Origin of the sequence: Salipaludibacillus daqingensis (assembly GCF_029891575.1) — a bacterium.
GTDB classification, from domain to species: domain Bacteria; phylum Bacillota; class Bacilli; order Bacillales; family Salisediminibacteriaceae; genus Salipaludibacillus; species Salipaludibacillus daqingensis.
In genome coordinates this window covers 15,085-38,913 of the sequence record NZ_JARZHF010000016.1, presented here as the reverse complement: position 1 = coordinate 38,913, position 23,829 = coordinate 15,085, and the positions used below count along the sequence as shown (strand labels likewise).

Below are 23,829 nucleotides of genomic sequence, written 5' to 3'. Positions count from 1 at the left end.
GACCTGTCAATTTCATATGTCCAGTGACGATCGCGGAGAGGTCACACCCGTTCCCATGCCGAACACGGAAGTTAAGCTCTCCAGCGCCGATGATAGTTGGGGGATCTCCCCCTGTGAAAGTAGGACGCCGCTGGGCATTTAAGACATTCTCATTTATGAGGGTGTCTTTTTTTGTGTTTTAGTTTTTGAGCATGTTGATTTTGGGGGCGGTGGTGAGTTATTGGATGTGTGAACAAGCAATAGCAGGGCGTCTTGTGACCAAAGCGAGTGGAATTTGGAAAAAGACGGTCACAAGAGAGGGCGTCTTGTGCCAGACATGAGTGGATTTTGATGAAAGACGGTCACAAGAGAGAGCGTCTTGTGCCAGACATGAACTGATTTTGACGAAAGACGGTCACAAGAGAGAGCGTCTTGTGCCAGACATGAACTGATTTTGACGAAAGACGGTCACAAGAGAAGGCGTCTTGTGCCAGACATGAGTTGAATTTGATGAAAGACGGTCACAAGCGAGATCAACTAGCGACCTATGAAGAGCTATTTTGGAAAAAGAGGGTCACTAAAGCAAACGATTAGTGCCCTATAAATGCGCCATTTACGTATTTAGGGTCACTAGAGGAAGCAACTAATGCTCCTAAAATGAAATAAAAAAGAATTTAGGGTCACTAAAGCAAACGATTAGTGCCCTATAAATATGCCATTTACGTATTTAGGGTCACTAAAGCAAGCAACTAATGCCCCTAAAATGCAATAAAAAGGAATTTAGGGTCACTAAAGCAAACGATTAGTGCCCTATAAATGCGTCATTTACGTATTTATGGTCACTAAAGCAAGCAACTAATGCCCCTAAAATGCAATAAAAAGGAATTTAGGGTCACTAAAGCAGTCGATTAGTGCCCTATAAACGACACTCCCCCATCAAAATCCCAATAAGATCTAAGATCCCATAATAAAATACAACTTCCCAAAATGAAACACTCCATTCCTTAGCCTGGCACTAGGAATGGAGTTAGATTAATTAGAGAACTTCAGTAGTTTATTATCTATTTTCATTTTCATCATTTCTGTCAAATACTGATAAAGCTCTGTTTTCATCTAAATATTTTTCATAGCGCTTATGGTCGATACTTACTCCAGAATAGTTGCCTTCTATATCTGCTGTGAGAATGCCTTCAACTTCTTCTACTATGCCTACAGGTTCATCTGATTCCACAAACATGTTGTTGTAGTCTTTGTTATCCGTATTGTTGAAATCTGATGGTGTCTCTGAGGAACCATAAACACTTACAGCTTGCCATGAATCTTCTGCATCAAAAAAGGTCTCATTTCGAGAACTCTCATCGTAATCGAATTTTCCAAAGGCAGGTGCAATCACGTCTTCTTCTTCAGGGCGGTTATTTGTCACTTTATTCTCTTCTGTGTGTTTAATGCAACGTCGAGCAGTAGGCACTGCTTCTAATCGTTCATATGGGATTTCAATCCCACACGCTTCACACTTTCCATAACTGCCTTGTTCCATTTCTTTCAGTGACTGAACCACTTCTTGTAATACGTGTTCACTGTGTTCATTTAAGGCAATATCTTTTTCTCTTTCAAATAATTCAGTACCAAGATCACCAGGATGATTATCATAATTGGATAATTCACTTACGGATTCTTTAGGGAACTCAAACTCCCGTCCGTAATGTTGACCGTTTAATCGCATTTGCAAATCCTCTTTCGTTTGTTCCAACGTTTTTTTTAATGTCTGCAGTTGATCATTTGTTAGCACCCTTACACCTCCAATCTAATGAAATACCGTACAGTTTTAGTTTGTCTCTTTAGAAAAGGAATTCTCTGCAAACATTTTGGAAGTTTGAGAAAAAGCTTAGTTTAACAACGCTACAACACAGAAAGAAGGATTAGAAAAATCAAGTTACCTAAGGGAGTTATTTTCATTTTGCTGCCTTAGCTCTTTTTCTGCCATGCCTATATTCACTTCTTCTATATCTTTATATTTATCAATGGAGTCACCTGGAACTCGTCTAGAGCCGGTAGAAGCGTTAAATTCTTTGTTTCGAGGTGCATATGTTTCTGTAGGCTTTTTTCTCGCAAATGTTTTATGAGTACTCATTATATATCATTGCTCCTTTTTAATTAGGCTATGTTAGCTTATGATGTTGATATTGAAAAACGTTTAGTGTCTTGTGGTGTAAGTAGGGAATCTCTTCATGTGATTATAAATCGTCAATGAGGTGATCCATTAAGTTTTACGATCTAATTAAAGTTTAACCTTTTAAATGACAACAAATGCTGACCATATTTTTCAAAGGAAAATGAATTCATTCCTATATTATGATAGGAAGTTAATTGGAAAAATGTCTTCGACAGTTTTTAGATTAACGAGTATAATAAAAGAGGTGAAATTGTAAATTAAAAAGGGGTTGTTTTTTCTATGCAAAAAAAAGACTTGGAAACAAGATTGATTCACGGTTATTTTGATCGGAGTAAACATCACGGAAGTTTAACTCACCCGTTATACCAGACATCCACGTTTGTATTTGATAATGCTGAGCAGGGAGAAGCTCGTTTTGCTGGAAATGAAAGCGGTTACATCTATTCTAGGTTAGGTAATCCGACCGTATCGGAATTAGAAAAGAAAATGGCTGACCTTGAAGAAGCAGAAGAGGCAGTTGCCTTTAGTTCCGGCATGGCAGCAGTATCAGCCGTGCTTATTCATTTAATGAAAGCAGGAGATCATATCCTTGTTTCAGAGGGGGTTTATGGTTGTACGTTCGGATTTCTTGAAATGGCGAACGAAAAATTTAATATAGATTTTGATCTCATGCAAATGGATAGTCCAGAGAAAATTAGAGCGATGATACGTCCAGAGACGAAAGTGCTTTATTTAGAAACTCCAATTAATCCAACAATGAAACTGGTTGATTTAGAAATGGTCATTAAAGTTGCTAAGGAAGAAGGATTGAAAGTAGTTGTTGATAATACTTTTTGTTCGCCTTACTTGCAACAACCGATCACTGTCGGAGCTGATTTCGTTATTCATAGTGCTACTAAATATATAAGTGGTCACGGAGATGTGATTGCAGGAATAGCTGCTGGACCTGCTGAAGATATGCAGACAATCCGCATGACAACACTGAAGGACATTGGAGGGGTGTTAGGTCCGTTTGATGCATGGCTTTTACTTCGTGGGTTGAAAACATTGGCAGTACGGATGGACCGTCACTGTGAGAATGCTCGCTTGATTTTTGATAAATTAAAGGATGAACCGAATGTCAGAAAGATTATTTACCCAGGAGATCCAACTTTTTCACAGCACGGATTAGCGAAAAAACAGATGAAAGATTTTGGTGGATTAATTAGTTTTGAGATAGATGGGGGTAAGGAAGCGGCACAGCGATTTATGAATGAGTTAAATGTCGTACAAGTAGCGGTCAGTTTAGGAGATGCAGAGTCACTCATTCAACATCCAGCCTCTATGACTCATTCTGTTGTTCCTGAAGAGGAACGAAAAAAGATGGGGATTAATGATTCCCTTGTTCGATTATCTGTCGGATTGGAAAGCCCTATGGATATTTGGGATGACATGAAGCAGGCATTAGAAAAAACGTTTTTGAAAATCTAATTGGAAATCAGCCTAGAGTTATATCTAGGCTGATTTTTAATCAATCAAAAAATAGAGTGTTGAGTAACCAAGGACATTTTTGTTGAGAGATGTGTAAGTAATCAGTAATGATTGGCAGATCATTAAAAGAAAAGGAATAAATTAATTCCCCCCACCATTCTGCTTCGTAACGACAGATCATACTAAGTTGATACAAGAGAGCATAATGAATGAGTAATTCTGGAAGTTGAATAAGAAAGGATCGATCGACAGGAGCAAAAATGTGATCGTCCATTCTGTAACGAAATACTAGTGAACGATTTGGTTTGGGCGGTAAGAAGGTTAATTGGATGTCATCCTGCATTTCTTTGGGTATGAAATCCCCTTGAACATCTTTAGAAAGCTGACGAATCCAAGTTCGAAGAGGATCATCCCATCTTTTCAATGATTCCTTTTGAACGGAAAACGTTTGGTTATTTAAAGGCTTAAGGTGGATTAATCCAGATTCTTGAGCAATTGTTTGCAGCGTTGGCATCATTTCTGGAATATTAAATAGTAATTGTCGCATCGTTCGTTTTTCTCCTGATAATTGTTTCACATGAAACAAAATATTCGACAAATATGGAAACAGTCCATCTTTTTGAATACGAACATCATCTGATAAGAACTCATAGCCTTTCTTTTTACGCTTTCGAGTAGATAAACCGTGAGCAAGTACTTGAGTAGTAGCAGGGTAGTCTGGATCGACGATTAACAAGGCGGCTTTTAACCAATGGCTTAGCCCATAAAAAAGTAAAACAGGTTTAATGGATAATGGGGCAATCTTTCCTTGATGAAAATATTGATCACCAATTTGAATGTAGTAAATGAACGAATAGCAGTTGTGAAATGCTTTCTCTGTTGCATGGGAAAAAGATTGGTGGGTATATTTTTTCAACAGAAATTGTTTTGCAAATGCAGCAGATTGGAAAACAGTTGTAAATGAGGGTTCTTCTTTCATCATCGTCTTCCTTTCTATACTAATAGGTGAATTTGTAGTATGTTATGGTAAATGAAAGTTCATTGTTGGTCACTTTAGAAAAAACTGAATTATTAAACAATATATCTTGTCTTGACAGTAGTTTGTCCTATTGTTAATCTACTAATAATATTTTTACGTATATGTGAAAGGGGAATGGAAAAATGTTGGATAATAAGTTCCAAAAAGAGGGTTTGACGTTTGACGATGTGTTATTGTCACCGGCGAAGTCAGATGTTTTGCCACGAGATGTATCAGTGAAGACGAAATTGTCTGATACACTTCAATTAAACATTCCGATTATCAGTGCGGGGATGGATACGGTAACTGAAGCAAGTATGGCGATTGCCATGGCCCGTGAAGGTGGACTTGGTGTGATTCATAAGAACATGTCCATTGAAGAGCAAGCAGAGAACATTGACCGTGTGAAACGGTCTGAGAGTGGTGTCATAACGAACCCTTTCCATTTAACGGAAGATCATCAAGTATTTGATGCGGAACATTTAATGGGGAAGTACCGCATATCGGGAGTTCCGATAGCGGATGAGAATGAGAAACTTGTTGGAATTATAACAAATCGTGATCTCCGCTTTATCGAAGATTATTCGATTCCAATTAAAGATGTCATGACGAGCGAAGGACTTGTCACAGCACCGGTTGGGACAACGTTGAAAGAAGCACAGAAGACGTTGCAAAAACATCGCATTGAAAAACTTCCATTAGTTGATGATGATGGAAAATTAAAAGGGTTAATTACGATTAAAGATATTGAAAAAGCGATTGAATTTCCGAACTCAGCTAAAGACTCTCAAGGGCGTCTTCTTGTTGGGGCAGCAGTTGGTGTTGGCGGCGATTCAGATGCCAGAATAAAAGCACTTGTGAATGCAGAAGTCGACATGTTAGTGATTGATACGGCACACGGTCATTCTAGTGGTGTGATTGAAAGAGTAAGAGAAATTCGCAAATTGTATCCCAAACTAAATATTGTTGCAGGAAATGTAGCTACGGCAGAAGCAACAAGAGAATTGATTGAAGCAGGGGCCAATATTGTTAAAGTAGGAATTGGTCCAGGTTCCATCTGTACAACTCGTGTCGTTGCGGGGATCGGTGTTCCGCAAGTAACAGCAGTATACGATTGTGCATTGGAAGCAAAAAAACATGGCGTACCGATTATTGCCGATGGTGGTATTAAGTATTCCGGAGAGATCACAAAAGCACTAGCTGCTGGTGGACATGCTGTTATGCTCGGTAGCATGCTTGCTGGTGTGACGGAAAGCCCTGGAGAACGTGAAATTTTTCAAGGTCGTCAGTTCAAAGTTTATCGTGGAATGGGCTCATTAGGAGCAATGGAAAAAGGAAGTAAAGATCGTTATTTCCAGGAAAATGAGCAAAAACTTGTTCCTGAAGGAATTGAAGGACGAATTCCTTACAAAGGGCCGTTGCAAGATACCATTCACCAAATGGTTGGAGGACTTCGTGCAGGTATGGGTTATTGTGGTACGGCAACGATCACGTCATTGCAAGAGGATGCTCAGTTTATCCGTATTACCAATGCTGGTCTCAGAGAAAGCCACCCTCATGATGTGCAAATTACAAAAGAATCGCCAAACTACTCACTATAATTTTTAATAGTAGAGAAAAATAAGAAAATACGACTATAGATAGGGGACTCCCCTATCTATTTTTTTAGAAATAATTATGGTAAAATGACGTTTGTCTGTGTTGATAGAAGGACAAAAGTTTTAAAGAAATCACAGGTCACGTGTTTATATAGATAGGAGAGTGTGGAGAGGTGGATGTCATGAAGAAAATAAGTATTTGGATGGTTATATTGATGGTATCTTTTGCTAGTGTATTTACATATACGGGAACAGCAGAAGCATCTTATGAACCAGGAGTTGGAACAGTAATTTTAGTGGATGCTGATAGTGGTAAAATTTTGTTTGAACAAAATGCAGAAGTTGCGTTACCACCAGCAAGTATGACGAAAATGATGAGTGAATATTTAATTCTAGAAGCAATAAATGATGGGGACATCTCTTGGGATACTACAGTTCCAGTTAGTGAGTATTTAGCTGGATTATCTCATAATCGGTCTTTGTCGAATGTTCCGATGCGAATTGACGAAGAATATACGGTGGAAGAGTTATATGAATCTGTCGCTATCTATTCAGCAAATGCAGCGACAATGGCTTTAGCTGAGCTTATTTCAGGATCAGAAGGTTCATTTGTTGAAAAAATGAATGAAAGAGGTTCCGAAATAGGCATGGGCACAACCTTACGTGAAGCGGGAGACGAATATGGGTTGGACAATTTAGAAGAAATAGCTAGTGAAGAATTAGGGGACTTCCAATTTGTCAATTCTACCGGCTTGCCGAATCATTTATTAGATGGCAATCATCCGGATGGAACTGGGGAAACAGAAGACAATTTTATGTCTGCAAAAGCATCGGCTATTCTTGCTTATCACTTAGTGAATGATTATCCTGAGGTGCTTGATACAGCAAAAATTCCAGAGAAAATATTTAGAGAAGGTACCGAAGATGCAATAACGATGCAAAATTGGAATTGGATGATCGAAGGAACCCAATTATCTGATTTAGATAATGAAGACGTAGATGGACTGAAAACAGGTCATACTAATGCAGCAGGTTACACTTTCACAGGAACTGCTGAGAGAGATGGACAACGACTTGTTAGTGTTGTGATGGGTGCAGAATCTGAAGTAGACCGTTTCAATGAAACGGGGCGAATATTGGATTGGGGTTTTGAAAACTTTTCTGAGCAAGAACTTTTTCCAGCTGATATGACGTTGGATGGGTATGAAACACTTCCAGTGAAAAAAGGACAAGAAGAAGAAGTGACAATTGCTTCTACAGATGCTATTTCAATGGTTATCCATGAAGATGATCTAGAAGCATATTCTTATTCTGTCCAGTTAGATGAAGATCAACTGAGTGAAGATGGCGAACTTGAAGCGCCGATTGAATCAGGAATGGTTGTTGGTCAAATGGTGATTGAATACGAAGGTGAAAATGAGGAAACATTCTTACCAGGAGAAGGTGGAGAAACGACATCTGTTGATATCGTCACAACTGGTGAAGTGGAACGTGCAGGATGGTTCTCGCTAACGTTTCAGAGTATCGGTGATTTCTTTTCAGGAATGTGGACAAACGTTGCTGACACCGTTCGAGGATGGTTTTAATCACTGGAATATGAATTAATTTCTTTTTTTTTCTGAAAAACTGAGTATATTCCTATCAAATGACTCGGTTTTTTAGTTATAATAGTCTGTATGAATGCTTTGGTATGAAAACGAACTTTATCTACCAAAATAAAGCGTAATATATAAGGGGGATCATCATGGATAAACATGTAGGCACAGATCGCGTAAAACGAGGTATGGCAGAAATGCAAAAAGGTGGCGTCATCATGGATGTGGTGAACGCAGAGCAAGCGAAAATTGCAGAAGAAGCAGGTGCAGTTGCAGTAATGGCACTTGAGCGAGTACCATCAGATATCCGCGCTGCAGGTGGAGTCGCACGAATGGCTGATCCATCGATCGTAGAAGAAGTTCAAAATGCAGTATCCATTCCAGTCATGGCTAAAGCACGTATCGGACACATTGTCGAAGCACGAATTTTAGAAGCTCTTGGAGTAGACTATATTGATGAAAGTGAAGTATTAACTCCAGCGGATGAAGTATTTCACTTGAACAAGCGAGACTATACAGTTCCATTCGTATGTGGTGCTAGAAATCTTGGAGAAGCAACTCGTCGTATTGCAGAAGGTGCTTCAATGCTTCGTACAAAAGGTGAACCAGGAACAGGAAATATCGTAGAAGCTGTTCGTCATCAGCGTCTTATGCAAGGCCAAATCAATAAAATTATTAGCATGTCTGAGGACGAGCTTATGACAGAAGCAAAAAATCTAGGAGCACCATATGAAACATTGCTTGATATTAAGCGTAATGGTCGTCTTCCTGTTGTAAACTTTGCAGCAGGCGGAATTGCTACACCAGCAGATGCAGCGTTAATGATGCAATTAGGGTCAGACGGTGTTTTCGTAGGATCAGGAATTTTCAAGTCTGAAAATCCAGCGAAATTTGCAAAAGCAATTGTAGAAGCTACAACACACTATGAAGATTATGCATTGATTGCCAAGCTCTCTAAAAACTTAGGTCCAGCAATGAAAGGGATTGAGATCTCTTCTATTGAGCAAAAAGACCGTATGCAAGAGCGCGGCTGGTAAAACGATAGAATGGTTTGTAGAAAAGAGGTGAGACATCATGATTAACATCGGTGTGCTGGCGCTTCAAGGCGCTGTGAGAGAGCATGTGAAAGCATTACAGGCTCCAGACGTCCAAGTGACTGTCGTTAAAAAAGTTGAGCAGCTTCATGACATTGATGGCCTTGTTTTTCCGGGCGGAGAAAGTACAACGATGCGTCGACTGATTAATCTTTATGGTTTCTATGAACCACTAAAGGCATTTGCAGAAAAAAATCGACCTATATTTGGCACATGTGCAGGAGCTATTTTAATGGCCAATGAAATTGTTGGACAAATGGAGCCGCACCTTTCTGTAATGGATATGACAGTAGAAAGAAATGCCTTTGGTCGTCAGCGGGAAAGCTTTGAAGCAAATTTAGCGATGGATCAAATTGGTGAAGATGTTGAAGCAGTGTTTATTCGCGCTCCAATTATTAATAAAGTAGGGCCGAGCGTAAACGTGTTAGCTTCGTACGATGGAGACATCGTTGCGGCCCAACAGGGACCGTTTTTAGCATGTTCGTTTCACCCTGAATTAACAGACGATCATCGAATGCATCAATTTTTTGTAAAAATGGTTCGCGAACAAGCAATACATGCTTGATTTTTATAGAAAACTTCGGTTATGATAAGTGTACAAATTTATTATCTGTGCGGAGACAGGAAATAGTAACGATCGTTATTTTCTTTAGAGAGCCGGTGGTTGGTGTGAACCGGTGAAAATACCTCGTGAATCCATCCTAGAGCAAATCAGTTGAACAAATATAGTAGGCTGATTCGGATTCTCAACCGTTATTTGAGAACAAGGTGGTTTTGAGTGAACAATAGCTCATTACAACCAGGGTGGCAACGCGGGTAAACTCTCGTCCCTGAATGATTTCATTCAGGGATGGGAGTTTTTTTCGTTGTTTATCATTTTAGCTATTTGTTCTCTTGCCCACACAGAACTATTTAAGGAGGTTTATGATGTTAGACGTGAAATTATTAAGAAACCAGTTTGATGAAGTGAAAGAAAAGTTAGCACAAAGAAATGAAGATATTTCTGCCTTAGATACCTTCAGTGATTTAGATGAGAAACGTCGTCAAACGATCCAAGAGGTGGAAGAGCTAAAAAGCCGCAGGAACAAAGTTTCCCAGGAAATATCGCAAATGAAGCGGGACAAAAAGGACGCTAGTTCTGTTATTGAAGAAATGCAACAAGTGTCGACTGAAATCAAGAAACTTGATGATCAACTTCGTGAAGTAGATGAAGAATTAAATCACTTATTATTACGAATCCCAAACATTCCACACGAAAGTGCCCCGATTGGTGCTGATGAAGAAGACAATGAAGAAATACGTAAGTGGGGTGATATCCGAAGTTTTTCATTTGAAAAGAAAGCTCACTGGGATCTTGCAACAGACTTAGATATTTTAGATTTTGAACGCGCCTCTAAAGTAACTGGAAGTCGTTTTGTTTTTTATAAAGGTTTAGGAGCACGATTAGAACGTGCACTTATTAACTTTATGATGGATTTACATGAAGATAAACACGGATACACAGAAGTGATGCCACCGTATATGGTAAACAGGGATAGTATGACAGGAACTGGTCAATTACCGAAGTTTGAAGAAGATGCTTTCAAAATTCGTGAAGAAGATTACTTTTTAATTCCAACGGCTGAAGTTCCTGTTACAAATATGCATCGAGATGAAATCATGCCAATCGAAAACTTGCCAACTGCATATACGGCATATAGTGCATGTTTCCGTTCTGAAGCAGGTTCAGCTGGACGAGATACAAGAGGATTGATCCGTCAGCATCAGTTTAACAAAGTAGAACTTGTACGTTTCGTTAAACCAGAAGATTCTTATGAGCAATTAGAACTATTAACATCTCAAGCAGAAAAGGTGCTCCAACTCCTTGAATTACCATACCGTGTCCTGAATATGTGTACAGGAGATTTAGGTTTTACAGCAGCTAAGAAATATGACATTGAAGTTTGGATTCCAAGTAATGAGACATACCGAGAAATATCTTCTTGTAGTAACTTTGAATCTTTCCAGGCAAGACGTGCTAATATTCGCTTTAAGCGAGACAAAAAGGCAAAAGCAGAATATGTTCACACATTAAATGGGTCTGGACTTGCGATTGGTAGAACTGTGGCTGCAATTCTAGAGAATTATCAACAAGAAGATGGCACAATTGAAATTCCAGAAGTGTTACGACCGTATATGGGCGGAAAAGATACCATTTCAAAGTAAAACTTTTTCTGAAAGCTCCTTTTTTGCATCAATATTGATGCAGAAAAGGAGCTTTTTAATTTGGGTTTAAATTAGTGTGGACGTATAATAATTCAAACGAAAGCATTGAAAAAAGTAATAAATATGTAGTTAAACCTAATGTTAAAATAACCAAATTTTTTCTCTATCGGTTGTTGAGCGAGTTAGTACAGCCTTTTCTTTTGATCATCATAGAGAGAGTTACGAACGACTGGTGAAAGGTTTCATTTTGTCGTTTTTAAGTAATCATCACCACAGGTAAGCGAGTATAGGCATCGATTGACCTTTGAAAAAAGCTGAAGCCATTGGCGTCGATCACCTTATGTTTTTGCATCAATGAAGTTAGAAGTATGCGTTGTAAAATTAGTTATTATAAAAATGAAGAATCCAACCTTTTCAAAAAGTAGTGTATGTCAATAATCTGAAAAGGTATGTTCCGCTAAAAGATAAAGAATGAAAAGTAAAAAATTGATTTTTAATTATTTTTTACTACTATGAATGATTATTCATAATTAAAAGAATACAGATAGATCTTTCGCAAAAGTTTGCTAGCAGAACCAAGAAATGATCGACTTTCTTGTATTAGTCATATTATTTCATTTGATTTTAAAAATAAATAATAGGAAGTTAACAGATAGAGAAGAATTGAAACAAATAAGACAATAAAATAAACGAAAAAAAACATTAACACTATTATATAGGAAGAAACTCATCAAAGCGGTAAAGCGTTGATGAGTTAAATAACTTTATAACCAATGTTTCAGAGTAACTAGAGAAACTGGAGGAAAATATACGATTTTTTACTATAAATAGCATAGATTTGAATAAAACAATCATAAATAGAATTCTTTGGTGAGAGGACTTTGAAGAGAAAATCTGGTAAAATAATATGAAAGCGCATACATAAGGATAAAGTCACGACTTTCGATAATAAGAGATTAAATGTAAGAAATTCTCTGAAAGCGCTATGCATAAATGAGAAATTACGTGTATAATACGGGTTGAACCACTAAGGAAGTGATAAGGATAGGAGAAGATATTCATTTAGTAAGCATCTATTAAACTTAAGTTAAAGTTAGTCTAATATGATGATAGATACTAATAATTATATATTAAAATAGTATATGAAAAATTGGATTTTTTATATCAGAAAAACACAGGTTATGCGATAATTAATCGATTTATTCATGTCATTGCTGACAATACTAAAGATTCTTCTTTACTTTTATTTGTCAGAGAATTAAAATAATTGTAAGATGTAATAATTTTGTTAATTAATTGAAACGCAAACAAAACATTGACTTATAAACGACGCTATAATACTATTTTAACTACTACTATTGTTTACTATTTTCAGAAAATATTGAAGGGTTTGATATCCTATGAGCAATCAAGAAGCGCTTCTAGAGATAAATTCTCTGCATACTGGATTTGAAATCGAAGGGAAAACGTATCACGCTGTCAAAGATGTATCTTTTGACGTAAAACCGAAAGAAGTGGTTTGTGTGGTAGGAGAATCCGGGTGCGGAAAAAGTGTTATGTCTCTATCAATCATGAATCTGTTGCCGAAGCACAACGGGAAAATTGACAAAGGGGAGATCCTTTATAAAGGGAGAAACCTTGTAAACTTAAATGATAAAGAAATGAATAAAATCCGTGGGAAAGATATTAGTATGATTTTCCAAGAGCCGATGACAGCTTTGAATCCAGTGTTAACGATTGGATTTCAAATGGATGAAGTTTTGATAAATCATACAAGTATGAAACGGGAAGAAATACGTAAAAAGAGTATTTCGTTATTAAAACAAGTTGGGATCTCAAGAGGAGAGCAAATTGTTCATGAGTATCCGCACCAACTTTCCGGTGGAATGAGACAGCGAGTCATGATAGCGATGGCTATCGCTTGTCAACCACAACTTCTTATCGCAGACGAACCAACAACTGCATTGGATGTGACGGTTCAAGCTCAGATTCTAGAACTGATTACAAAGATTCAAGATGAAGTAGGCATGGCTGTTTTATTGATTACGCATGACCTTGGGGTCGTAGCAGAAATGGCTGACCGGGTCGTTGTTATGTATGCTGGTCAAGTAGTGGAAGAATCAGATGTGGATCGTATTTTCTACGATGCACAGCATCCATATACGAAAGCATTATTAACTTCGATTCCAAGAATGGAAGAAGAAAGAGAAGTTTTAAATACTATTAGTGGGATTGTTCCTTCATTAAAAAATATGCCGAAAGTTGGCTGCCGTTTTGTAGACAGATGTCCTGACGCGATGCCTGAATGTAGTAAGGTTGATCCTCAACTTGGTGAAACTGAAAAAGGGCATTCCGTACGTTGTCTGCTTTACGATGCAAGTCATCCGGGTAAGAAAACGGAGGTACGGTGATGACTCAAGAACAAAAAGACCGCTCAGAACACCTTCTCCAAGTGGAAGAGTTAAAAAAATATTACCCTGTAAGAGGTGGGTTCTTTCGTAGAAAAGTAGGCGATGTGAAAGCAGTTGACAATATCTCTCTTGAATTAAAACGTGGCGAAACTTTTGGCCTTGTTGGAGAGTCTGGTTGTGGGAAATCTACAGCTGGCCGAACGATCACTCGTTTGTTTAAACCTACGGAAGGTAAAATCTTCTTTGAAGGAAGAGACATTACTAATTTAAGAGGTTCTGAACTACGTGACTTACGCCAAGATATTCAGATGGTGTTTCAAGATCCATACGCTTCGCTTAATCCGAAGATGATGGTTGGTAGCATCGTATCTGAACCGTTAGTCAATTATGGAAAAGGTAGTGAAAATAGCCTTAAACAAGAAGTGATGGACTTATTATTAAGAGTTGGACTACCAGAAGATGCTTACTTTAAGTATCCGCATGAATTTTCAGGTGGGCAACGTCAACGTATTGGTATTGCCCGAGCCTTAGCTTTAAAACCTAAATTAATTGTTGCTGACGAACCTGTTTCTGCATTAGACGTATCTGTGCAATCACAAGTTCTTAACTTATTAAAAGAGTTACAAGCTGAATTTGATCTTACATTACTATTTATTGCTCACGACTTAAGTGTTGTTAAGCATATGAGCGATCGTATTGGTGTGATGTATTTAGGAAACTTAGTAGAAGTTTCAGATGCAGATGAAATTTACATTAACCCTAAGCACCCTTACACGCAAGCATTGATTTCTGCTATCCCGCAACCTGATCCAAGAAACAAAAGTGAAAGAATTATTTTGTCGGGGGATGTTCCAAGTCCACAAAATCCTCCAGTAGGTTGTCCGTTCCATCCTCGTTGCCCGCAGGTTATGCCAGAGTGTAGCGAGAAAAAACCTCATTTAAAGGAGGTGAACAAGGAACACAGGGTTTCGTGCTTGCTTTATGAGTAAACCGTTATGAAAGATGTTTTAAAAAAATACGCAAGACTACCAAACATTTATAAGGGGGAATTACAAGAATGAAGAAATCACTATTACTTTCTGTGCTTCTAACGACTTCAATGGTTGTTGCAGCCTGTGGTGGAAATGACGGGAATGACAACAATAACAACGATGTAGATCCTGGAAATGACACAGAAAACGTAAACAATAACGATGAAAACGCTGGAAATGAAGATAATAACAACAATGAAGATGACATGGCTGAAGGAGATGCTCCACAAGGTGGAACGGTCACTTACGGTTATACAGCACCATTTGCTGGTGTGTTAGATTGGTCTTTCTATGGCGGTGTGGATGATAGTTTAGCACTTAGCCTATTTAATGGTGACGGCCTTTATGTTATGAACTCTGAAACGGACTTTTTACCAGAACCAAACCTAGCGCACGATTGGGAATGGTCTGATGATAACCTTACTGTAACGTTCCACCTTGAAGAGGGTGTTATGTGGCATAACGGGGAAGAAATGACTGCAGCAGATTTCGAATTCTCTTATGAGACAATTGCACATCCTGATTATGATGGACCTCGTCTTTCTAACGTTGATAGAATCGTAGGTTTCCAAGAGTATCGTGATGGAGATGCTGACTCTCTTGAAGGTGTAGAAGTAGTTGATGATCATACATTAGAAGTAACATTTAACGAAGCAATGGCTAATAACCTTGAAAACCTTTGGACGTATCCAATGCCGAAAGCTCACCTTGAGCATTTAGAAGTAACGGAAATGGAAGATTCTGAAGAAATCAGACAAAACCCTGTAGGCCTTGGTGCTTTTGAAGTATCAAACATTGTACCAGGGGAATTAATTGAATACACTGCATTTGCAGACTACTGGCAAGGTGCTCCGAACCTTGATGGAGTAGAATATCGTATTATTGATGGATCACAAGCTGGTGAACTTGCAGCACAAGGTGAAGTTGATATTATTGAATTGACGCCTGGTCAAGCATCACAGCTTGAAGGTAATGACCAAGTAAACTTAGAAGAAGTAGAAGCACTTTCTTATAGCTATATCGGTTTTAAACTTGGAACATGGGATGGCGAAGAAGTAGTCATGGATAATGAGAAGTTCCACAGTAAAGAACTTCGTCATGCATTCGCTCACTCTATTGACCGCCAAGGAATCATTGATTCTTTCGGTGAAGGTTACGGAACAGTGATTAATGCTCCAGAATCAGTAATCAGCTGGGCTTATCCTGATGAGTCTACATTAAATCAGTATGAGTACGATCCAGATCGTGCGATGGAACTTCTTGCTGAAGCTGGTTACGAAGATGTAACTGGTGACGGATTTGTAGAAACGCCAGACGGAGAAGAGTTCCAAGTGAACTTCTTTGCAATGGATGTACCTGCTGATATTGCAGAACCACGTGCATCATACATCTTGCAAAACTTCCAAGATGTAGGTATTAATGCAGAATTAATGGACGGTCAGCTTTATGACTTCAACTTATTCTATGACTTAGTTGAAGAAGACGATCCAGACATTGATCTATTCATGGGTGCTTGGGGACTTGCAGCAGACCCTGATCCAAGTGGTTTATGGAGAAAGAATGACTTCTGGAACTTTACTCGTTGGTCTAACGATGAGTCTGAAGAGCTTATCCTTGAAGGACTAAGTGAAGAAGCGTTTGATATTGATTACCGCGCTGAAGTATATCAACAGTGGCACCAACTTGTTAACGAAGAGCTTCCTTTGATCCCATTGAACTCTCCAGTTAATATTTATGCGATTACACACGATGTTGGCGGCGTTCAAGCAGGAGCTCGTGACGCAACGTTTGAACCTCACAAATGGTATCGCGAACAGTAAAACTTTATTGAACAGGTTATGTTCAACGGAAAGTTAGCATTAACATCTACCTAGCAAGGAGAAATGATCATGTTACTGTACTCACTGAGAAGAATCCTCATCATGTTTCCTATACTGATCATGATCTCCGTAGTAGTATTCGCCCTGGCATTAGCTATGCCAGGGGATGCTCTTTCCGGACAAATTGATCCTCAAAATGCAAACCCTGAATACATTGAAGAAATGCGGGAGCAGCTCGGATTAAATGATCCAGTGCATGTCCAATACGGCCGATGGATGGCCGGCGTTGTTCAATGGGATTTCGGGCGATCAACTGTGCACAAAATGGGTGTAACAGACTTAATAGGTGAACGACTGCCCAATACGATACTGTTGTCAGTCATGTCACTAATTATTACGTATGTTCTTGCATTCATTATGGGACGATATGCCGGAAGACATCCTTATACTATTGGAGATTATAGTATTCAAGGGATAAACTATTTAATGCTGGCAATTCCAAGTTTTGTTGCTGCATTGTTTGCTATTTTTATCTTTTCATTCCAATTTGGTCTATTTCCGTCCTCAGGAAGTGTAGGGTCGGGGGTGACGCCAGGTACGTTGGATTTTTGGATTAGTAAACTTCATCATACATTCCTACCTGCGCTCGTGCTCGGGGCGTTAACAACTGCAAGCTATACGCAATTCTTGCGTAACGATATTATTGAGAGTTCGCAGAAGGATTATGTGCGCACAGCGAGAGCAAAAGGAACGCCAGAAAACGAGATCTACAATAAGCACATTCTTCGTAATTCGATCATTCCAATCGTAACGCTTTTTGGTTTCGATATCGCGAGTATTATCGGTGGGGCGGTTATCGTGGAAACGGTTTTCTCTTACCGGGGAATTGGAGAATTGCTAATCTCATCGATTGAACGACGAGACTCTGCGGTTGTCATAGCAATAACTTTAATGCTGTCTATCGCAACTCTAGTCGGTAATTTATTAGCCGATTTACTTTACGGCGTCATTGATCCAAGGATCAGGGTAGAATAGGGGGGAACTGAAGCTTATGGCATCATTAGATGATAAAACAATAGAAAAACTTGAAAAAAAAGCAAAAAAACAGTCCCCCTGGTCGATAGCAAGGAGGAAATTACTTAAAAATAAACTGGCTATTATTAGCCTTTCCTTTCTTATCCTTGTTACGGTTCTTGCGTATCTTGCACCGTTTATTGCACCGTACGATCCGAACTTTGTGGATATTATGAATCGTAATAATCCACCTGGGGACGGGTACCTGCTTGGAACTGACAATGCAGGAAGAGATATTTTAACATTGCTTCTATATGGAGCAAGAACATCTTTAACAATAGGGTTTATATGTATGTTTGCTGTTGTAGGAATTGCCATCGTTATTGGATCTATCTCTGGTTTTTATGGTGGTTGGGTAGACGCGGTTCTCATGCGTTTTACGGACTTTGTGATGAACTTTCCATTTCTTGTATTTATCATTGTGTTAGCGTCTATTTTTAGAGAAGCTGGAATCGGGGCATTGATAGTCGTTATCAGTATACTCTCATGGACAGGCGCTGCTCGTGTTGTGCGTAGTAAAACCCTTGCAGAAAAAGAGAATGAATATGTCATGGCGGCTGTTTCGATTGGTGGAACACCATTCAAAGTCATCAGAAAGCATTTATTGCCCAACGTTATGACGACGATTATCGTACAAGCAACATTGTTACTTGCGGTAATGATTGTTATAGAAACGGCGTTAAGCTTTATAGGTTTTGGAGTTCCTAGTGGAACACCAAGTTGGGGTAATATGATGAGTGAAGCAAGGAATCCCAATGTTATTCGAACGCAGTGGTGGATCTGGATACCACCTGCATTAGCGATTACATTTACAATTCTTTCGATTAACTTCATTGGGGAAGGTATTAAAGATGCCTTTAACCCTAAATCATTAAAATAGTTATGTTTGAGGTGGAGATCTTATCTCCATCTCTTTTTTTATGACATTTTTGAATAAATAAGAAGCCTGAACTATTTTGATTGTCATAGGAATTATATATATCGCGGAAGAACGAGCCAAGGGAGATCTGTAAGAAAGCGAGTAGAAACGTCTAACGTTACTAATTATTTCCAGGGTAGACCCGAAGTTAGAATATGGGCATAAGTTTTTACATATAAAATACGTGAATTAAATCGTTATTTAAAATAAAGTTTCACATTTTTGCCATTGATAGATTAATTGACAATTAAACTAGCGAAATAGGGATAAATTAATCTTGCAATGAAATATGTACAATTTTTTACAATTGTGCATATTTACGAAACAAATAAGTTCATAGTTTCTTCATATTTATTGTGATACACATCACGTTGGTAGGCAAACGGCTTCCATACAATGAGAGTGAGGGAGACTCTATTATATGGAAAGGGGTGAGGGGGTTTGGCAAAGCTGAGAGAGAAACTTGATAAACGAGCGTTATTGTTTGTATTAACAGGAGTCTTTATAGGCATTGCCCTGCTTGCAGGAAGTTCAGGGGCAATGAAGGCAACAGATTCAGCCGAGTTTTGTTCTACATGTCATATCATGGATGACGTCTATCAATCGTATACAGAATCCAGTCATGCAACATTGGCCTGTAACGATTGTCATGCGCCACAAGATAGCTTGACATCAAAAATTATTTTTAAAGCAAAAGCTGGTAGTCATGACATTTATATGAATACATTAGGTTCGAAAAATGTACCTGATGTGATTCACGCGACAGAAGCTTCTCAAGAAGTCATCGAAGCAAATTGTATTAGTTGTCACGAGACGAGTATGACAAATGTTGACTATCATGATATCAAAGACGGTGGTTGTATCGATTGTCACAGACAAGTTCCTCATGGAAGTGCTGGTTATAAACCAGCGGAATGGTTCGAACCCGGAGAATATGATGCAAAAAGTTAATGGGGGGAAGAGAGGGTGAAGAAGATGGGCTTTTCAAGAAAGAAAAAGTTCGGAGTATTTATTTCTATGTTATTGAGTCTGGCAATTATCTCAGCTTGTGCTAGCTCAGATGCATCGGAAGAAGAAGATAAAACAACAGGCTTGTCTCCGGATGAAATATTAAACACTGCTTTTAAAGAAGAGTTTCCTTTGCAGTACGAAAGTTACTTGAAAAACATGAGTCCGGAAGACGAAAACACGTCGAAGTTTGTGGAGGAAATTGAGCCAAATTTGCCAATATTATTTCTTAATTATGGTTTTAGTTTGGAATACAATTTAACACGAGGACACACGTATGCGATTGAAGATGTGATTAATATCGTTCGAACGAATGAAGATTCCATCGGTTCTTGTATGACTTGTAAAAGTACTGCTGTACCTGCGTTAATCGATGAAATGGGCGATGATTATTGGGGTGCTAGTTTTGAAGATGAGATTGTTCCAAGGACGATGGCTTACGGCGAAGGGCATGAAGTAGATGAGTTAGGTGCAAGCGGCCATTTGGCTATTGGTTGTTCCGATTGTCATGATCCTGTGACGATGGAATTGCGGATTACTCGACCATCGTTTACGAATGCAATGGAGCGTCGAGGAATTGATGTGACAGAAGCTAGTAAAAATGATATGCGTTCTTACGTATGTGCACAGTGTCACGTAGAATATTACTTCGAACCAGAAAATAAAAAGGTTACTTTCCCATGGGATAATGGCTTAAAACCAGAAGATATGTTTGAGTACAAAGAAAACCAAGCAATAGAGCAAGGATTTGATTATGACTGGATTCACAGCATTTCAGGGGCACCTATGCTGAAAGCTCAACATCCTGAGTTTGAACAATGGAGCTATGGCCCACACGGGGAAGCGGGCGTATCTTGTTCCGATTGTCATATGCCTTACGAAAGAGTGGATGGAGCGAAAAAAATTACTTCTCACCACTGGGGATCACCGATGGACAACGTGGAGCAAACGTGCCGCACGTGTCACTCGGATAAATCAGAATCAGAGTTAGTTGACCGAGTAGAAAACATTCAAGAAAGCCACCTGGATGCGATGCACGAAACACAAGAACATTCTGTCCGTGCGCACTATTATGTGAACCGGATGATTACTGCGGGCGCACCTGAAGACCGAATTGAAGAAGCACAGTGGTATATCCGAAAAGGACAATGGTTCTGGGATATTATTGCTGCTGAAAACTCCGATGGTTTCCATAACCCACAAGGGGGGATGGATTCGATGCGTACATCTTCAGATGCTTCCAATCAAGCTATTCGAATTGCTATTGAAGAGTTAACAAAATTGGAAATCGACTTTGACGAGTTGGAAGAAGAAATGGAAAATATCATTGAAACCGTTTATAAAGAAGAGGACCCTTATTTGAAACATACACATGCAACGAATGATTATTTTCCTAACGTACTAGAATTGGAAGAGTAGAGAAAAACAGAAGAACAGCTTTTATCACACAAAGCTGTTCTTCTTTTATCTTATTTCCTTATAAAGAACATAGATATTAATTTTTTGATTGAACACGTCTAAAATCAAATCTTTTCTCGAGGTAATAAGCAACATAAACACCAGTAATGGCAAAGATTGCCCATATCCATGCGTGAAGACTGAATGAAGCAATGCCACTAAAATAAGCACCAACGTTTGCACCAAATGAAAGCGTAGCCCCGTAACCCATCAATGTGCCACCTATAAGTGCAATCAAACCGATGCGAAAAGAAATTTTAGCAAAGCGGATCAAACCACCTAGAGTAAGGGTAATAAATGTACCGATGATGACTCCTAAGTTTAGAACGCTAGTAGAACTCTCAAATACCGATGAGTGAAGCGACTGAAGGTCTTCTTGTGCTCCAAAGTACCCCCACGTACTAACATCAAGGCCCAAGAACATGGCGATTTTTGAGCCCCATAGACTAAATGCGGCGGTGAGCACCCATGGTTCTCCACGAATAAGGAGTGTGAGGGCATTTAAAGCTGCAAGGGTTAAGGCACCTACCCATAGAGGCCAGAAACCAAAAAGGATTTGCTTCCAATTTGTACCTAAAGGCGTAGATGGTAGTGCAGGTGGTCTTTTCTTTTTTTTGTACAAATAGCTGCCAATAGCGATTAAAGCAAAGACAGAGATTTGCATCACCCAAGCTCCAGGGTAACCAAAAGGAGTACCGGTAGCTAGAGAGAAAGGCGAAGCTGAAGGAAGGGTTTCATTCCAAAATCCAAAGTGTGCTGCTCCTAATGTAGCACCTCCAGTAAATCCTAACAGCGTAAAGATCATTGCTGTCCTTCCACCTTCGGCTTTATATAAAGATGCTGGAGCTAGGCCACTACCTAATTCCATACCAAATCCAAAAAGAAACGATCCAACAATAAGTCCAATAGTAATCGGCGACATGGCCGGTGTAGGAAAAGATCCAAAAAACCCTAGCTCAAAGAAAAAAATTGGTGCAAATAATGTTGCTGCTGCTCCAAGCATGAGCATATGGCCCCGAAGCATTTCTGTATTTCCATCTTCAACGATTTGCCGGTAGACAGAAGAAAATCCAAATCTAGCATGAAATAACGTAAAACCAATTAATATACCAGTAATAAATAATACAACGAATTGCATTCCTGAATATTGGTAGGATAGGAAGCCAATAAGTAGCGCTAGTATTACGCCTATTAACGTTAAGACATTTTGTGGGTTTTTATAAATCGGAGTTTTATATGACGACTGTTGAGATTGATCCGGTGTTTTCATGAAAACACTCCTTTGGTTTCAAACTTTTAATGACTGTTAGCTATTCCCTTCTTGCTAGAAAAACTACCCTCTCAATTATGTTTTTTTGTGGCTGTAGTAAATGTGAAGAACCTTCACAATTCTGCCTTAATATTTTGTGATCTGCATCACAGTGTAGAAAAGAGAACCAGTATAAAGTCAAGGTATAGAAGAAATGGAACAGGAAGGAAGGTCCCTATGAAATGTAAAAACTCACTTAAACGATTTTTAGTAATAATAATAATTTCTAGCTTATTTATTTATCCGCAAGGCTATTTAGCTGAACAACTAGAAGATTCAGAGCTAACTTACAAAGAATTAGTTGTACAGGTGATGCCTCAATATGTAGAACCTGATGGATGGGAAGACGGCAAACCAGCAGTATTAGTAGGACAGCATGGAATTTTAACGTATAACGGTGAAGCAAAATTCGAAGGAGAGTTTCGTGTTTCTGTACCGCATCAGGAACCCGCCTTTACATTATCATTAGTTGGAAACTTTGATGAAGAAGGTATTGTTCATGAAGTAGATGCGGAATTAGATGAAGAAACTGGTCATCTCATATGGGAACCTGAAGAGGAACTTGAACAAGGTGATGAGTATCGATTTGTTATTGAGTATTATTACGATCCATATGAAGAGGCCGACATTCACCAATTTATTTATCATTACGAATTAGAGTTGCCTGCAGAAACGATGAGTTTATTAATATTTGAACCGTTCGGGGCTGAATATTTCTCAATGAGTGAAGAAGCGGATCGTGAAACAGAAATGTTTGGTGTTCCAGCTCATGCGTATGACAGAGATGACGCAGAAGTTGGGACAACGTTTGATCTAGACATTTCTTATGAAAAAGAAGACAGCGTAACGACACTTGAAGCAATGGAGACACAAACGCCACCAGATGATGATATTCACGCGCAATTCCGTGATGATTCGGCACCTGAAGCTGCAGCAGGAGGAAATGGCGGTACACCAATAATTGATACAGAAAGTGCTCTAATGATTAGCTTGTCGATTATCATTGCAGGAATGTTTGTTTTCTTCGGGCTCAAGAGTCGAGGATCTCAAGTAAATGTAAAAGAGAAAAGCCGATCGAAAGCTGTTCATGTCGACCCAGCAGTTGATACGAAAGAATTACGGCAAAAGTTAATCCGTGGCGAGATTGATGAAGAGACTTATAAAAAAGAACGATCGAAACGTTCTTCATAATTGGAGGGAAAAAAATGAACAAAAACACGAAAGTACTTTTCGGTGGAGCGATGATTTTTCTCAGTATTATCGTATTACTTATTACAGCGACGCCTGCTTCAAGTGGATCAGAAATATCGATCGAGCAAATCAATCAGAATTCACAAGAATATATGGAACGTTATATTACAACAGAAGGATTTCTCGTTGAAGGATCTGTCGATTGGAATGCCGATGAAATAAAACTAAATTTTGATCTGAAAGATGAACAAGGAAACATCCTTCCTATTTTTTACCAAGGAGTGAGACCTGATAACTTTTCTGATGATGTGATTGTGATCGTTCATGGATACCTTGGTGATGACGGAGTGTTTGAAGCGGATAAAGTGCAGACGCGCTGTCCATCCGTTTATGAAGGGGAAGATCCAGATAGTTATGATCCTGAAATTCACCGGGAAATGGATCGCGAGTTAAACCCAGAAGACGATTAAATTCAT

19 protein-coding genes, 1 rRNA gene and 1 other annotated feature are annotated in these 23,829 nt (G+C 38.9%); of the genes, 16 read left to right on the top strand and 4 right to left on the bottom strand.

What is annotated here, in order from left to right:
• Positions 1-19: 19 nt before the first annotated feature.
• Positions 20-136: ribosomal RNA gene (gene rrf, locus QDN89_RS21600) — 5S ribosomal RNA — on the top strand.
• Between the two features lie 900 nt (positions 137-1,036).
• On the opposite strand, the gene QDN89_RS21595 is transcribed toward rrf, so the two are convergent.
• Together QDN89_RS21595 and QDN89_RS21590 are read right to left on the bottom strand one after the other, a co-directional pair.
• Complete coding sequence (locus QDN89_RS21595; RefSeq protein WP_280772263.1) at positions 1,037-1,768, bottom strand: TraR/DksA C4-type zinc finger protein; 732 nt, start codon at positions 1,766-1,768, stop codon at positions 1,037-1,039.
• 144 nt (positions 1,769-1,912) lie between these two features.
• On the bottom strand, positions 1,913-2,110 hold the full coding sequence (locus QDN89_RS21590) for a hypothetical protein (RefSeq protein WP_280772262.1): 198 nt from the start codon (positions 2,108-2,110) through the stop codon (positions 1,913-1,915).
• 321 nt (positions 2,111-2,431) lie between these two features.
• On the opposite strand from QDN89_RS21590, the gene megL reads away from it, so the two are divergent.
• Positions 2,432-3,622 (top strand): methionine gamma-lyase, encoded by a 1,191-nt coding sequence (megL, locus tag QDN89_RS21585; protein ID WP_280772261.1) that lies wholly within the window; start codon positions 2,432-2,434, stop codon positions 3,620-3,622.
• 40 nt (positions 3,623-3,662) lie between these two features.
• On the opposite strand, the gene QDN89_RS21580 is transcribed toward megL, so the two are convergent.
• Entirely contained in the window at positions 3,663-4,601 is a 939-nt protein-coding gene (locus QDN89_RS21580) for a YaaC family protein (protein ID WP_280772260.1), read from the bottom strand.
• Between the two features lie 182 nt (positions 4,602-4,783).
• Between QDN89_RS21580 and guaB the strand changes: the two genes are divergently transcribed.
• The 12 genes from guaB (at position 4,784) to QDN89_RS21520 (ending at position 20,814) form a co-directional block, all read left to right on the top strand.
• Complete coding sequence (gene guaB / locus QDN89_RS21575) at positions 4,784-6,241, top strand: IMP dehydrogenase (protein WP_280772259.1); 1,458 nt, start codon at positions 4,784-4,786, stop codon at positions 6,239-6,241.
• Between the two features lie 179 nt (positions 6,242-6,420).
• Entirely contained in the window at positions 6,421-7,824 is a 1,404-nt protein-coding gene (locus tag QDN89_RS21570) for a D-alanyl-D-alanine carboxypeptidase family protein (protein WP_280772258.1), read from the top strand.
• Between the two features lie 158 nt (positions 7,825-7,982).
• Entirely contained in the window at positions 7,983-8,870 is an 888-nt protein-coding gene (pdxS, locus tag QDN89_RS21565; protein WP_280772257.1) for a pyridoxal 5'-phosphate synthase lyase subunit PdxS, read from the top strand.
• Positions 8,871-8,907: 37 nt separating this feature from the next.
• Positions 8,908-9,492 carry a pyridoxal 5'-phosphate synthase glutaminase subunit PdxT gene (pdxT, locus tag QDN89_RS21560; protein WP_280772256.1) on the top strand — a complete coding sequence of 195 codons (585 nt, stop codon included), beginning with the start codon at positions 8,908-8,910 and terminating at the stop codon, positions 9,490-9,492.
• 43 nt (positions 9,493-9,535) lie between these two features.
• Positions 9,536-9,762 (top strand) — a binding site (T-box leader).
• Between the two features lie 92 nt (positions 9,763-9,854).
• Complete coding sequence (gene serS, locus QDN89_RS21555; RefSeq protein ID WP_280772255.1) at positions 9,855-11,132, top strand: serine--tRNA ligase; 1,278 nt, start codon at positions 9,855-9,857, stop codon at positions 11,130-11,132.
• A gap of 1,400 nt (positions 11,133-12,532) precedes the next feature.
• On the top strand, positions 12,533-13,543 hold the full coding sequence (locus QDN89_RS21550; RefSeq protein ID WP_280772254.1) for an ABC transporter ATP-binding protein: 1,011 nt from the start codon (positions 12,533-12,535) through the stop codon (positions 13,541-13,543).
• Positions 13,543-14,532 (top strand): ABC transporter ATP-binding protein, encoded by a 990-nt coding sequence (locus QDN89_RS21545; protein ID WP_280772253.1) that lies wholly within the window; start codon positions 13,543-13,545, stop codon positions 14,530-14,532. The genes QDN89_RS21550 and QDN89_RS21545 overlap by 1 nt, the downstream gene beginning before the upstream one ends.
• 68 nt (positions 14,533-14,600) lie before the next feature.
• Complete coding sequence (gene opp4A, locus QDN89_RS21540; RefSeq protein ID WP_280772252.1) at positions 14,601-16,394, top strand: oligopeptide ABC transporter substrate-binding protein; 1,794 nt, start codon at positions 14,601-14,603, stop codon at positions 16,392-16,394.
• 69 nt (positions 16,395-16,463) lie between these two features.
• Entirely contained in the window at positions 16,464-17,429 is a 966-nt protein-coding gene (gene opp4B / locus QDN89_RS21535) for an oligopeptide ABC transporter permease (RefSeq protein ID WP_280772251.1), read from the top strand.
• Positions 17,430-17,445: 16 nt separating this feature from the next.
• Positions 17,446-18,348 carry an oligopeptide ABC transporter permease gene (opp4C, locus tag QDN89_RS21530; protein WP_280772250.1) on the top strand — a complete coding sequence of 301 codons (903 nt, stop codon included), beginning with the start codon at positions 17,446-17,448 and terminating at the stop codon, positions 18,346-18,348.
• Positions 18,349-18,828: 480 nt separating this feature from the next.
• On the top strand, positions 18,829-19,338 hold the full coding sequence (locus QDN89_RS21525) for a cytochrome c3 family protein (protein WP_280772249.1): 510 nt from the start codon (positions 18,829-18,831) through the stop codon (positions 19,336-19,338).
• Between the two features lie 24 nt (positions 19,339-19,362).
• Positions 19,363-20,814, top strand: a complete 1,452-nt coding sequence (locus QDN89_RS21520) for an ammonia-forming cytochrome c nitrite reductase subunit c552 (protein ID WP_280772264.1) — start codon at positions 19,363-19,365, stop codon at positions 20,812-20,814.
• Between the two features lie 76 nt (positions 20,815-20,890).
• On the opposite strand, the gene QDN89_RS21515 is transcribed toward QDN89_RS21520, so the two are convergent.
• The gene (locus QDN89_RS21515; RefSeq protein WP_280772248.1) at positions 20,891-22,123 is read right to left on the bottom strand and encodes a YeeE/YedE family protein; all 1,233 of its coding nucleotides are present in this window, start codon (positions 22,121-22,123) and stop codon (positions 20,891-20,893) included.
• 216 nt (positions 22,124-22,339) lie between these two features.
• Between QDN89_RS21515 and QDN89_RS21510 the strand changes: the two genes are divergently transcribed.
• Positions 22,340-23,353, top strand: coding sequence for a hypothetical protein (locus QDN89_RS21510; RefSeq protein ID WP_280772247.1), 1,014 nt, complete (start codon positions 22,340-22,342; stop codon positions 23,351-23,353).
• 14 nt (positions 23,354-23,367) lie between these two features.
• Positions 23,368-23,823, top strand: coding sequence for a cytochrome c maturation protein CcmE (locus QDN89_RS21505; RefSeq protein ID WP_280772246.1), 456 nt, complete (start codon positions 23,368-23,370; stop codon positions 23,821-23,823).
• Positions 23,824-23,829: the final 6 nt, after the last annotated feature.

What these genes read in the sequence shown, in the direction of transcription:
- QDN89_RS21590 (WP_280772262.1), bottom strand. Translation starts at nt 2,110, where the DNA reads ATGAGTACTCATAAAACATTTGCGAGAAAAAAGCCTACAGAAACATAT.
- megL (WP_280772261.1), top strand. Translation starts at nt 2,432, where the DNA reads ATGCAAAAAAAAGACTTGGAAACAAGATTGATTCACGGTTATTTTGAT.
- QDN89_RS21580 (WP_280772260.1), bottom strand. Translation starts at nt 4,601, where the DNA reads ATGAAAGAAGAACCCTCATTTACAACTGTTTTCCAATCTGCTGCATTT.
- guaB (WP_280772259.1), top strand. Translation starts at nt 4,784, where the DNA reads ATGTTGGATAATAAGTTCCAAAAAGAGGGTTTGACGTTTGACGATGTG.
- QDN89_RS21570 (WP_280772258.1), top strand. Translation starts at nt 6,421, where the DNA reads ATGAAGAAAATAAGTATTTGGATGGTTATATTGATGGTATCTTTTGCT.
- pdxS (WP_280772257.1), top strand. Translation starts at nt 7,983, where the DNA reads ATGGATAAACATGTAGGCACAGATCGCGTAAAACGAGGTATGGCAGAA.
- pdxT (WP_280772256.1), top strand. Translation starts at nt 8,908, where the DNA reads ATGATTAACATCGGTGTGCTGGCGCTTCAAGGCGCTGTGAGAGAGCAT.
- serS (WP_280772255.1), top strand. Translation starts at nt 9,855, where the DNA reads ATGTTAGACGTGAAATTATTAAGAAACCAGTTTGATGAAGTGAAAGAA.
- QDN89_RS21550 (WP_280772254.1), top strand. Translation starts at nt 12,533, where the DNA reads ATGAGCAATCAAGAAGCGCTTCTAGAGATAAATTCTCTGCATACTGGA.
- QDN89_RS21545 (WP_280772253.1), top strand. Translation starts at nt 13,543, where the DNA reads ATGACTCAAGAACAAAAAGACCGCTCAGAACACCTTCTCCAAGTGGAA.
- opp4A (WP_280772252.1), top strand. Translation starts at nt 14,601, where the DNA reads ATGAAGAAATCACTATTACTTTCTGTGCTTCTAACGACTTCAATGGTT.
- opp4B (WP_280772251.1), top strand. Translation starts at nt 16,464, where the DNA reads ATGTTACTGTACTCACTGAGAAGAATCCTCATCATGTTTCCTATACTG.
- opp4C (WP_280772250.1), top strand. Translation starts at nt 17,446, where the DNA reads ATGGCATCATTAGATGATAAAACAATAGAAAAACTTGAAAAAAAAGCA.
- QDN89_RS21520 (WP_280772264.1), top strand. Translation starts at nt 19,363, where the DNA reads ATGGGCTTTTCAAGAAAGAAAAAGTTCGGAGTATTTATTTCTATGTTA.
- QDN89_RS21515 (WP_280772248.1), bottom strand. Translation starts at nt 22,123, where the DNA reads ATGAAAACACCGGATCAATCTCAACAGTCGTCATATAAAACTCCGATT.
- QDN89_RS21510 (WP_280772247.1), top strand. Translation starts at nt 22,340, where the DNA reads ATGAAATGTAAAAACTCACTTAAACGATTTTTAGTAATAATAATAATT.
- QDN89_RS21505 (WP_280772246.1), top strand. Translation starts at nt 23,368, where the DNA reads ATGAACAAAAACACGAAAGTACTTTTCGGTGGAGCGATGATTTTTCTC.